Annotated in this window: 10 protein-coding genes; 2 read left to right on the top strand and 8 right to left on the bottom strand. The window is 35.4% G+C overall.

Translation table 11 applies throughout. From position 1 onward, the window contains the following. Positions 1-377: 377 nt before the first annotated feature. On the top strand, positions 378-824 hold the full coding sequence (locus Q0F04_RS09920) for a GAF domain-containing protein (protein WP_295752861.1): 447 nt from the start codon (positions 378-380) through the stop codon (positions 822-824). Here Q0F04_RS09920 and Q0F04_RS09915 read toward each other — a convergent pair. The 4 genes from Q0F04_RS09915 to pheS form a co-directional block, all read right to left on the bottom strand. Then, the gene (locus Q0F04_RS09915; RefSeq protein WP_295752859.1) at positions 808-1,521 is read right to left on the bottom strand and encodes an AAC(3) family N-acetyltransferase; all 714 of its coding nucleotides are present in this window, start codon (positions 1,519-1,521) and stop codon (positions 808-810) included. The two genes, Q0F04_RS09920 and Q0F04_RS09915, sit on opposite strands and share 17 nt — an antisense overlap. A 16-nt stretch (positions 1,522-1,537) precedes the next feature. After that, on the bottom strand, positions 1,538-3,019 hold the full coding sequence (glpK, locus tag Q0F04_RS09910) for a glycerol kinase GlpK (RefSeq protein WP_295752857.1): 1,482 nt from the start codon (positions 3,017-3,019) through the stop codon (positions 1,538-1,540). Between the two features lie 93 nt (positions 3,020-3,112). Continuing rightward, complete coding sequence (gene pheT / locus Q0F04_RS09905) at positions 3,113-5,500, bottom strand: phenylalanine--tRNA ligase subunit beta (protein WP_295752854.1); 2,388 nt, start codon at positions 5,498-5,500, stop codon at positions 3,113-3,115. Between the two features lie 12 nt (positions 5,501-5,512). Continuing rightward, positions 5,513-6,547, bottom strand: a complete 1,035-nt coding sequence (gene pheS / locus Q0F04_RS09900) for a phenylalanine--tRNA ligase subunit alpha (RefSeq protein WP_117571509.1) — start codon at positions 6,545-6,547, stop codon at positions 5,513-5,515. A 301-nt stretch (positions 6,548-6,848) separates the two neighbouring features. Between pheS and Q0F04_RS09895 the strand changes: the two genes are divergently transcribed. Continuing rightward, positions 6,849-7,583, top strand: coding sequence for an RNA methyltransferase (locus Q0F04_RS09895; protein WP_295752852.1), 735 nt, complete (start codon positions 6,849-6,851; stop codon positions 7,581-7,583). A 6-nt stretch (positions 7,584-7,589) separates the two neighbouring features. On the opposite strand, the gene Q0F04_RS09890 is transcribed toward Q0F04_RS09895, so the two are convergent. The 4 genes from Q0F04_RS09890 to Q0F04_RS09875 all read right to left on the bottom strand — a co-directional run bounded on the left by Q0F04_RS09890 (position 7,590) and on the right by Q0F04_RS09875 (position 11,874). Further along, on the bottom strand, positions 7,590-8,909 hold the full coding sequence (locus Q0F04_RS09890) for an MATE family efflux transporter (RefSeq protein WP_295752850.1): 1,320 nt from the start codon (positions 8,907-8,909) through the stop codon (positions 7,590-7,592). Between the two features lie 75 nt (positions 8,910-8,984). After that, positions 8,985-10,169 carry a phosphopentomutase gene (locus Q0F04_RS09885; RefSeq protein WP_295752848.1) on the bottom strand — a complete coding sequence of 395 codons (1,185 nt, stop codon included), beginning with the start codon at positions 10,167-10,169 and terminating at the stop codon, positions 8,985-8,987. After that, a complete protein-coding gene (deoD, locus tag Q0F04_RS09880; RefSeq protein WP_295752846.1) occupies positions 10,166-10,882 on the bottom strand; it encodes a purine-nucleoside phosphorylase in 717 nt (238 codons plus the stop codon). The genes Q0F04_RS09885 and deoD overlap by 4 nt, the downstream gene beginning before the upstream one ends. 50 nt (positions 10,883-10,932) lie before the next feature. Then, a complete protein-coding gene (locus tag Q0F04_RS09875; RefSeq protein ID WP_295752844.1) occupies positions 10,933-11,874 on the bottom strand; it encodes a PTS transporter subunit EIIC in 942 nt (313 codons plus the stop codon). Positions 11,875-11,959 lie beyond the last annotated feature (85 nt).

Below are 11,959 nucleotides of genomic sequence, written 5' to 3'. Positions count from 1 at the left end.
TTTGTATTTTTATTTCCTGTTCAGTTTTCAAAGATCATGTGCACCTCAGCAGTGCTCATCTATATTACCAAATCATTTCCATCTTGTAAACCCCTTTTTTTAAAAAAGTTTGAAAAAAAAGAAAGAAGATTCATTCAGCCCCGTCAAGCCTACTAAAATCTTCTTCCGTCAAAATTTGTTTTTGACACTAAAAATGATTCGCGCTATCAATTTTACTATCTGTTATTCTTACAGAAGGTTTAGTATCAATCCCAAATTCCCCAAGCCTTTAAAAAAGCTTTATTTACACTTATATAGTACTTAAAAAAATTCCTTTTTTCAATGACAAAAGTCACTAATTTTATACATTTTTTGGTAAAATAAGTAAGGTGATAAAAATGAATGAAATTTTAATTGAACAATCCAAGTATTTGGTAGACAAAACACTGCCAAACATCGCAAATATTTCCAATTTGATTGCTCTTTTGTTCCATGAAATGGAAAACATCAATTGGTTAGGCTTCTATATTTGTGATGAAAAAAATCAAGAATGCACTTTAGGACCTTTCCAAGGAAAAGTAGCCTGTACTCGTATTCCATATGGAAAGGGTGTTGTAGGTACTTGTGCTAAAACACAAGAAACACAAAGAATTGAAGACGTACACAAGTTTCCAGGTCACATTGCCTGTGATTGTGCTTCCAATTCTGAAATCTGTATTCCTATAAAAAAAGATGACAAACTTGTTGCCATCTTAGATATTGATTCTTTTGAATTCAATAACTTCTCAAAAGAAGACCAAGCCATCTTAGAAAAAATCAGCGAATTTTTTATTCCCCTTTTCTAAGTACAAAGATATCATCTAGACTCGATTCACTTTGTAGAACTGTCAAACCATCTAGTAAATCTCTAGATAGTTCATCATCTACAATTTGAACAAGGAATGACTTTGTCAATTGACGCTTCGAATGAAGAAAAGCCCTTTGTACAATCGTCTTACCCAGTTGATACTCATTTGAAAGTGCCTGTACGATTAAACTCTTTTCTGGTGGAACACCAATTAGAAGGTTGCAGGCCTTTTTTTCGTGCAAGAAAGAAAGACTTCCCTTAAAACTTAGAGCATCATTGACATCTACCTTTAAAATCTGTTCATCAAAACTTCCCCAATACGCAAAACTATATACAGGATGATTTGAACGATATACATCTTTATAGTGCAAAAACAAATTTGTACACTCTGGATAGATTTCACTCGGCGTATACAACACATGATAACCAGGCAAGTTTTCGCGTACTTCTTTCCACTTTTCAAAAGGATATAGATTCTCTGTACAAGCCGGATCCAAACAAGAATAGGAGAAACAAGGCATACACAATAAACCGGTATCCCCAATTAATTCTTGCAGCGTTTCTATCAACATTTGATAGTTACCCACCAAACCACTATAACGAGATAGATCAGCTTCTAATAAAATTTTACTCCCTTTTTCAATGCCCAAGTCGATAAATATTTGTTTAAAATCTTCTTTTGTATAAATTTCCATGCATTTATTCTAACTTTTATTTATAACTCTGGCAAGTTTTTACCGCCTTTTTCCAGTTCGCATATAAGCTAGACATTTCTTCTTCGCTCTTTTCAGGTACAAACTCTTTTTGAAGATCTACCCCAAGCTCATCCTTTGTCCAATATCCACAAGAAAGACCTGCCAAATAAGCTGCACCTAAAGCCGTTAATTCATTGGTCTTAAAGCGTTGCACAGGCATTTGAAGTAGATCACTCTGGAACTGCAACAAGAAATTATTGGCAGCCGCACCACCATCTACCTTCATCAATGTAATATCAATTTGACTATCCTGTCTCATAGCTTCCAATACATCTTTTGACTGATAGGCCATAGATTCTAAGGCTGCACGAACAATATGATTTTTATTGGCCCCAAAAGTTAAACCAACAATACATGCCTGACAAGCATCATCCCAATATGGAGCACCCAAGCCTACAAAGGCCGGCACTATATAAACACCATTGGTATTTTCTACACTTTCTGCCATGCCTTGTGTATCTTTCGTATTTTCAAACAACTGCAACTGATCACGAAGCCACTTCATTAAACTACCAGATACAAAAATACTTCCTTCTAATGCATAATTGACTTGATTCCCAATCTGCCAAGCCACAGTCGATAATAAACCATTCTTCGATTCAACAATTTTATCTCCTGTATTCATCAACATGAAGCCACCAGTTCCATAAGTATTCTTAATGCCGCCTGCACTAAAGCAGCCTTGACCAAATAGTGCAGCCTGCTGGTCTCCAACAACTGAACAAATCGGAACTTCCTGGCCAAAGAAATGATAAGAGGCTGTCTTACAATACGCATAAGATGTTGGTTTGACTTCCGGTAAGATTTGTCTAGGAATATCAAACATTTCTAATAATTCTTCATCCCAAGATAATGTATGAATATTAAATAATAGAGTACGGCTCGCATTCGATACATCTGTAATATGCGTTAAAGAACCCGATAACTTCCATACGATCCAGCTGTCCATTGTTCCAAATAAGACTTCGCCTTTTTTTGCCTTTTCATATACATCTGGATTTTGATTAAAAATAAAGCGAATCTTACTTGCAGAAAAATAAGGATCAATACGAAGACCTGTTTTTGCCTTTACAACCTCTTCATATCCCTTCTCTTTCCAGTCATCGCAAATACTCTTTGTTTGTTTAGACTGCCAAACAATAGCTGGACTTACTGGAAGTCCAGTATAAGCATCCCATAAAACACTGGTTTCACGCTGGTTACTAATTCCAATCGCAACGACTTGTTCAGGACGGATCTTACTTTTTAAGATCACCTCGCTCATCACAGCCAAACATGCTAACCAAATCTCATTGGCATCTTGTTCTACCCATCCTGGATGTGGGTAGGATATTGTCGTTTCTTTTTGGGCAATCTCAACCACATTGGCTTTCTTATCAAATAGAACAGCACGCGTACTTGTGGTTCCGTGGTCGATTGCTAAAATGTATTTTTGCATAGAAAAAATCTCCTTATATGTCTTATTTTAATCTTTTTGTAAGCCCTTTACAAGATTTCATAGACAAAAGAAAAGAGATGTCAAAAACATCTCTTAGCTACGAAGTGTTGCGTTGCAATCTTTTTGAATATGTTCAAGGATAGCTTCAAACACTTGGTTGATTTCTTCATCTTTTAATGTATGAGAATCTGACTGGAACGTAATCGATAACGCAACGGATTTTTCATCCTTACTTACGTGTTCACCTTCATACACATCAAATACTTCTACATCACGAATAATCATTTCTTTATTGAAACGACCCTGTTTATTGATTGTGTCCACTACCTTTTGTACCGGCATTGTACGATCTAAAACGAATGCCAAGTCACGAGATACACTTGGATATTTTGAAACTGGAGTGAATTTGATTTTTGATTTCTTCACATCGATCAACGCATCAAAATCAAGTTCAGCCATCACAATATTCTTACCATATTGAGGATGAATATCACCTAATAATCCGACACAATCTTTTCCTAACATGATCTTAGCACTGCGATATGGATGAAAGTGTGTTGTGTCTAAATCATTTTCTACAAATGAAATTCTTTGTGCTGCAATACCAATTTGTTCTAAGAAAGCTTCCACTAAACCTTTCAATGTATAGAAATCACTTGGTGTTACATCATTTGTCCAACGAGTTTGTTGCAAGTTTCCACTCATCGCAATCGCTAAATGCATTTTAGCTCCACTTACACCAGCTACATCACTCAATTCAAAGACATTGACATCTTTAATATTACGAGCACGGTTATAAGAAACCACATCTAACAAGCTAGGTAAAATACTTGTACGAATATAGCGACGCTCTTCACTCATAGGACTCGCAAGTTCGATAGCTTCATCCGTATTGAAAATCGCATTATCTTTCTTTTCTGTACTGATCAAAGTATATGTTAAACAATCCTGTAAACCTTGACTACATAAGAATTGACGTGCCTGACGAGTCAATTGTTGTTTATAAGTCAACTTACCTTCTGTCATAGGCATAACAGGAAGTGTACTTGGTAAACGATCATAGCCTAACATACGAATGACTTCTTCACTTAGATCGGCCATACCTTCCATATCAGTTCTTGAACTTGGAATGTGACATGTAATCAAATCATTAGTTACTTCAGGTTTAAAGTCTAAGCGTGTAAATACATCGACAACTTCATCTAAGTTGAAGTCTGTACCTAAACGATTATTGATAGCTTCTAAAGTACAAGAAATAGATTTTGGTTCGTAAGGAACTTGTCCATATTGAACTGTTTCTTCAATACCTGTCGCATCCGCATATTCAATCAACAATTGAACAGCACGATCCAACGCTTTTTTACTAGCTAATGGCTCAATACCCTTTTGGTAGCGAACACTTGCTTCTGTAGAAAGATTTAAACGGCGTGCTGTATTACGAATCGCAACATGATCAAAGATAGCACATTCAATAATAATTGAATCTGTTGTATCTAGAATCTTAGAATCATCTCCACCCATAACACCGGCAATACCGATTGGTTTACCTTGGTTTGTGATGACAATATCTTCTGGTTGTAATTTATAAGTTACACCATCTAATGCCGTATATTCTTCATCAAAGCCATCGGCTACGACAATACTTTGGCTTGGCAATGACTTCGCATCATAGAAGTGCATTGGCTGTCCTGTTTCTAACATAACGATATTTGAAATATCGACAATATTATTGATTGATTTTACACCACTAGCTGCCAATAATTCTTTCATCCATTTTGGACTTTCTTTGATAGTTAAGTGGTTGATTACTTTTCCATAGAATAATGGACATTTTTCAGTTGTACTTTCAACATGCAAGTTACTAGGTGTACCCACATCACTAGCCCCTTCATATTCTGGAAGTTTAACTTCACGATTTAAGATGGCACCTGCTTCTTTTACCATATTAAATGCAGCTAGACAATCATTACGATTTGGTGTTAAACCAATATCTAACACTTCATCATCTAAACCTAAATAGCCTAGTGGATCTGTATTTCCTACAGGTGCATCGGCTGGTAATACTTCAATACCATTCTTTTGATCATCATTTAAACTAGCTGGATCTACCCCTAGTTCAAGTAATGAACAGATCATACCATTACTTTCAACACCACGAATCACACCATTCTTGATTTCTCCACCGGGTAAAACAGCACCTGGTAGGGCAACGATTACATTTTGTCCTGCAGCCACATTGGGTGCACCACACACAATATTGACAACTTCATTTCCAATATTGACAGTTGTACAGTGTAAGTGATCACTGTCTGGGTGTTCTGTACAAGTTTCAACGTGACCAATCACTAAGTTTGTTCCTTGTGATAAATGTTCAATACCTTCTACTTCAAAACCAGCATCGGTAATGCGTTTTGCCATTTCTTCAATAGAAAGATCTTGTACATCCATAAATTGATTAAACCATTTTCTTGAAATACGCATATTTAAATCCTCCTACTCATAACGTTTGAATGTAGAATTGAATCGTTTATCATTTGTATAGAAATGACGAATATCATCAATACCATATTTCAACATCGCAACACGCTCAATACCTACACCAAAGGCGAACCCACTACATTTTTCTGGATCATATCCAGCCATCTTTAATACGTTTGGATGTACTTCTCCAGCACCTAAAATTTCGATCCATCCAGTACCTTTACATGTTGGACATCCTTTTCCGTTACAAATGTGACAAGAAACATCGACTTCTACACTTGGTTCTGTAAATGGGAAATAACTTGGTCTAAAACGAATCTGACGGTCTTGACCAAATAATTTTTTAGCCATGAATTCTAAAGTTCCCTTTAAGTCCGCTAAAGTGACCTTTTCTCCAATAACCAATCCTTCCATCTGCATGAACTGGTGAGAGTGAGTCGCATCATCATCATCACGACGGTATACCTTACCTGGACATACGACTTTGATTGGAAGATTTGGTGCACTTTCTTCTAATACAACCATCTGAATGGCTGTTGTATGTGTTCTTAATAGACGATTTGGATCAATATATAAAGAGTCCTGCATATCACGTGCTGGGTGATCCTTAGGAATATTGGCTCTTTCGAAACAATATTCATCATCAACAATATCGTCCCCTTCAATAACTTGATATCCTAAACCAATGAATAGATCTTCTAGTTCTTGGCGTACCAAATTTAATGGGTGCGCATTACCTAGTTCTGGTTTACGACCTGGCAATGTGATATCGATCTTTTCAGATTCGATCTTTTTCTGCATTTCTAAAGCCGCCAATTGTTCTTTCTTTTCTTCAATCATCTTAGAAAGATCTTGTTTCAACTGGTTGACCTTTTGTCCAAAGATAGGTTTTTCTTCTTTCGACAAATCCTTCATGCCCTTCATCAACTCTTGAACAGGTCCTTTTTTACCTAGATACAAGACACGTAAATCATTCAATGAAGATGAATCTTTGACATCTTGAATTTTTTGTGTAGCTTCCTGCAAAAGCTCTTCGATTGTTTTCATGTTGTTCTTCCTTTCCTAAAAACAAAAAAAAGACGACGCAAGAACGACTATTGCCGCGTTACCATCTTGCTTCGTCTTGATAGACACACTTAATTGACCATGATAACCGTATGAAACGGAAGAGGTTTTTACTCTTACTCAAAGGTGAATTCACTATCCCTACTTATATAAACCTTTCACCAATTGGTTTACTCTCTTTTCTAAGCGTTAAATAGCTACTATGTCTTCTCATTGCTTTAACAGTTCAAATTATATCGAAGTCCATGTTTTTTTTCAAGCCGAAGTATGGTAATATTTTTTTATGATTCAATCTGTAAACAATAAGAAAATAAAAGAATACGCCAAACTGATCCAAAAAAAAGAAAGAGATAAGACAAGTCTATTTCTAGTCGAAGGCGAACATATGGTTAAAGAAGCATTTCATGCAAATGCTCTACAAGAATTATTTATCCTTGAAGGAATTGAATGTCCAGTAGATTTTAACTATGAAACAGTTACGCAACAAGTATTAAACAAATTGTCAAACCAGAATTCAAATTCAAAGATGATTGGTGTATGTAAAAAACTAAACTTAAAACCAGAAAAAGAAGAAAGCATTCTATTACTAGACAATGTACAAGATCCAGGCAATGTAGGTACGATTTTAAGAACCGCCCACTCTTTTGGCATTGACTGCATTTATATGTCAAAAGGCTGTGCTGATATCTACAATCCAAAAACGATTCAGTCCAGTCAAGGAGCCCTATTCTATATTCCTGTGACCCAAACAGATCTTATAGAAGAGATCAAACAACTTCAAGAAAGAAACATTGAAGTGTATGCCACAGCTTTGCATGATAACCACAAGGATCTTCAAGACATCAAGCCAAGTGAAAAATACGCCATTCTTGTTGGCAATGAAGGTCAGGGTGTGCGCAAGGAATTGATTGATTTAAGTGATCACATTGTCAAAATTGAAATGGAAACATTTGAAAGTTTAAACGTGGCCATTGCCACATCCATTTGTATGTATACATTTAAATACGCAAAAAGGTAGCAAATGCTACCTTTTCATTTTTCTCCATACAATCAATGAATAAACAGAACATATAATTTCCGTAACGACAAAGGCATACCAACCCATGTTAATGCCAAAGCATTTCATCAATCCATATGTCAATGGAATCAAGATGACTAGTTGTCTAGCCAAAGTGATAACTAACGAAGTATTTGCCTTATTTAAAGCTTGGAATGCTGCACAAAGTACCATACTGATGCCGGCAAACACAAAGCTTAAGCTAATGATTTTTAATGCCGGAACACCAAACGCATACATTTCATCATTGGCACTAAACATGGATAATAATTGTTTTGGGAACAACTGGAATACAACGGTTCCTACAACCATAATAGAAATGGATAAAACCATTGAAAAGCTGATGGCTTCAAACGCACGATCTTTTCTTTTAGCTCCATTGTTGTAGGCAACAATCGGAATTAAGGCATTGGTAATTCCTAGTACGGCCATATTTAAGAAATTTTGTAGCTTATAATACACGCTAAATGCACTAATAGCCATAGCTGAGATTGGGGCTAGTATCATATTCATAAAAACAGTCATAAAGCTTAATACCGACTGCATCAATATAGCAGGTACACCGACTTTATAGATGCGAGCTAAAATGTCTGTCGAAAAGCTAAAGTTAGACATTTTAATTTCTAATGCATCAATCTTTTTCTTTGTGATCCAATAGCCAATCATCATGCCACAAAATTGACCAATGACAGTCGCAATGGCAGCTCCAGTTACTCCCATTTTAGGTAGGCCAAACCACCCAAAAATCAAGATGGGATCTAGGATAATATTGATGATAGCTCCTGCTCCTTGCATAACCATGTTGTAGATGGCATTTCCAGTTGCCTGCATAATTCTTTCAAAGATGATTTGTACAAAGACACTAAAAGAAAACATCGTACAAATACGAATATATGTATTGGCTAAACCAAGAATTTGAGCATCCCTAGTAAACCAAGATAAGAATATATTAGAAAATAGTAGGCCTAAAACCAAGAAGACAAGTCCATTTAAAAATCCTAATAGGATTCCATGCATCATTGTATTATTCGCATAATCAAATTTCTTTTCACCCAAATAACGAGCAAGTAGTGTATTAAAGCCAACTGCTGTTCCACAGGCAATCGCAACTATAATGGTTTGCACAGGATAACATAAAGATACAGCAGTTAATGCATCACTAGAAATCTTGGCAACAAAGATACTGTCGACAATATTATATAAAGCCTGAATCACCATTGAGATGATAATAGGCAAACTCATAGAAATCACTAATTTTTTGATTTCCATATGTTCCATTTTGTTCATTAAATTATACCTCCCCCATGTTTTGGCAGTTTCATAGGGGATACCAAAACGCTAAAATAAATTAATATATTTTTTCTATTTTGTCAAATTAAGAATAGATTCACCAATTAAATCAGATGGTTTAACTAAATCAAAATTATCTAAAATACTTGCACCAAGAACTCCAAATGAACTTGAATCATTCAGTATTCCATATTCTTTCATACTTGGTGAATACATTAAACATGGAACACACTCACGCGTATGATCCGTTCCTTTATAGGTTGGATCATTTCCATGATCAGCCGTAATGATCAATAGTGTATTGGAATCAAGAACTGAAAGTAATTGACCTAATAAGACATCAAAATCTTCAAGCTCATCCGCATAGCCACTCACATTTCTTCGATGGCCCCACTTGGCATCAAAATCTACAAGGTTCGTAAATAATAAGCCTGTAAAATCCGTTTGCACTTCTTCAATGGTTTGAAGCATTCCTTCATGACTCGAAGTAGAATGAATACTTTTCGTAATACCACACCCATTAAAAATGTCACGGATCTTACCAATCCCAATCACATCCAATGCATTTGATTTTAACACGTCTAAAACTGTTTCATTTGATGGAGACAAGGCATAGTCATGACGATTACTAGTACGTACAAAATGACCAACTGAATTTCCCACATAAGGACGTGCAATAACTCTTCCTACTTTATATTCTGGTTTTAAAGTGAGTTCTCGAGCTATTTGACAAACACGATATAGTTCATCTAATCCCGTCACTTCTTCATGTCCACATATTTGTAGAACACTATCAGCTGAAGTATAAAGAATTAATTTCTTTCCGTTTGACTGAATCTCTTCCATAGCCAATTCATCTAAGATTTCTGTTCCACTTGCACTTTTATTTCCAATAAAGACATGGCCAGTTAAAGACTCTAATTCAGATACTAATTCATCTGGAAAACCATGTTCAGTAAATGTCTTAAATGGTTTTGTCGTATGGATTCCCATCATTTCCCAATGTCCTGTCATTGTATCTTTTGAACAGCTTGCCTCATGCATCTTAAGGGCATAACCCATACTTTGTTTAGATTTACTATTTGGATGTAAATTCCCTAAACCTAATTTATATAGATTATCTATCTTTAAATCCGGACGATATTCTAAGATATGTCCAAAGGTATCAGCACCAAAATCATTGAAGTCTTTGGCATCTGTAGCTTGTCCAATCCCAAAAGAATCAACGACAACACAAACTATCTTTTTATATTTCATAAGCGGATTGCACTTTCTAAGGCAAGTGTGATCATTTCATTAAAAGATGTTTGTCTTTCTTCGGCACTTAAATGCTCATTTGTACATAAAGAATCAGATACAGTTAATAGACAAGCCGCCTTTTTATTCAATACCTTCGCATTGTGGAATAGGGCAAAACTTTCCATTTCCACACAAAGTGCATCGTATTCTTCAATCATTTTTTCTGGTTGTTCTAAATCTTTTTCATAATAGAACACATCACTTGAGTGTGTGTTTGTCAAAACAACCGGAATTGAAACTTCTTGACTTACACTTTCAATCAATGCATTTAAATCTTTATCTGGGTACTGCATTGTATCTGTATCGCCACTTTGTGCTAGTGCATAAGTTGATTCTGAATAAGATCCTTTGACTAAAGCGACAGACTTCATTGGTAGTCTTTCAGAATAACTTCCTGTACTACCTACTCGTATAATGGCATCTACATCATAGAATTTGAATAGTTCATACGAATAAATCCCCATACTTGCCATTCCCATACCGCTTCCCATAACAGATACACGGTGTCCTTTATATATTCCTGTATATCCAAGCATGCCTCGTACGTCATTAAACAAAACAGGATTTTCTAAAAAATTCTCGGCAATCAATTTTGCTCGTAACGGATCTCCTGGCATCAAAACGACTTTTGCGATATCTTCTAAACTTGCTTTATTGTGTGCTGTTGACATAATTTCCTCCTCTAAATAAAATAAGACGCATAATAGCGCCTTATTTTATATCACTCTTCTTCTTCTACTTCAAGCAACTCTTTTTCTTGAACCTTTAAGAATGGATAATAAATAACTCCATCTAACACGATTAACACAATAATAAGAAATAAAGCTTTAATATCCATAGTTGATAAAAACGCACCAAATACTGAAGGCATGTTCCATGATAGCATTGCGAATGATTTCCCAATAATGCCTAAACTTGTACATAAATATGCGATAAAGCAATTTAATGTTGAAGTCAAAATAAATGGAATAAAGAAAATTGGATTTAACATTAATGGAACACCAAAAATAATTGGCTCTGAAATGTTGAAAAATGCAGGAATCAAGCCAACACGTCCAACTGTTCGTAATTGTTTAGATTTAGATTTACAAAGTAAGATTGCTAACGCAAGTACAGAACCACATCCACCTATAACACAGAAATATACCCAAAATGGAGTTGTAAATACACGAGGCATTGCATGTCCTGCTAACTTAGCTGCCGCATTAACAGATAATCCACTTTCACGAATAGGTGCTAAAATTCCAGAGAAAGCTGCATCGTGAACCCCAAAGAACCAGAACAATTGTACAAATGCCGTCATAATTACTACAAAAGGCATACTATCTGCTACTGTAAATGCTGGTGCAAGTTTTGTATATACCCAACCAGGTAATGTAGTTTTCATGTTAAAGAATATAATAAATAAAACCGAATAAAGAGCGATTAAAACGATTCCAGGACATAATGAAGCAAAAGTTTCAGAAAGTGAATCAGGTACAGAATCCGGTAATTTTATACGTCCAAAATTCTTTTCACGCATTATACGATATAGTTCTACAGTTAAAATCGAAATAAAAATAGCTGCTAAAATTCCTTTTCCATCCAAATAAGATATTTCGGTTGTTTTACCATCAAAAGCTAATTTTATAGGTGCAACACAAGTAAGAACAAATCCACACAAAGATAATAAAACCTGAATTATTCATGAAAAGATAATAAAAGAAGATTAGCCTTGTTGGTGGATCCAAATTGGCTAATCTTTTTCA

Origin of the sequence: uncultured Holdemanella sp. (assembly GCF_934772795.1) — a bacterium.
Lineage (GTDB): Bacteria > Bacillota_I > Bacilli_A > Erysipelotrichales > Erysipelotrichaceae > Holdemanella.
This window is presented reverse-complemented; position numbering and strand designations above follow the sequence as displayed.

Coding starts and splice junctions, on each gene's coding strand:
- Q0F04_RS09920 (WP_295752861.1), top strand. CDS start 378: ATGAATGAAATTTTAATTGAACAATCCAAGTATTTGGTAGACAAAACA.
- deoD (WP_295752846.1), bottom strand. CDS start 10,882: ATGTCAACAGCACACAATAAAGCAAGTTTAGAAGATATCGCAAAAGTC.
- Q0F04_RS09895 (WP_295752852.1), top strand. CDS start 6,849: ATGATTCAATCTGTAAACAATAAGAAAATAAAAGAATACGCCAAACTG.
- Q0F04_RS09915 (WP_295752859.1), bottom strand. CDS start 1,521: ATGGAAATTTATACAAAAGAAGATTTTAAACAAATATTTATCGACTTG.
- glpK (WP_295752857.1), bottom strand. CDS start 3,019: ATGCAAAAATACATTTTAGCAATCGACCACGGAACCACAAGTACGCGT.
- Q0F04_RS09890 (WP_295752850.1), bottom strand. CDS start 8,909: ATGAACAAAATGGAACATATGGAAATCAAAAAATTAGTGATTTCTATG.
- Q0F04_RS09885 (WP_295752848.1), bottom strand. CDS start 10,169: ATGAAATATAAAAAGATAGTTTGTGTTGTCGTTGATTCTTTTGGGATT.
- pheS (WP_117571509.1), bottom strand. CDS start 6,547: ATGAAAACAATCGAAGAGCTTTTGCAGGAAGCTACACAAAAAATTCAA.
- pheT (WP_295752854.1), bottom strand. CDS start 5,500: ATGCGTATTTCAAGAAAATGGTTTAATCAATTTATGGATGTACAAGAT.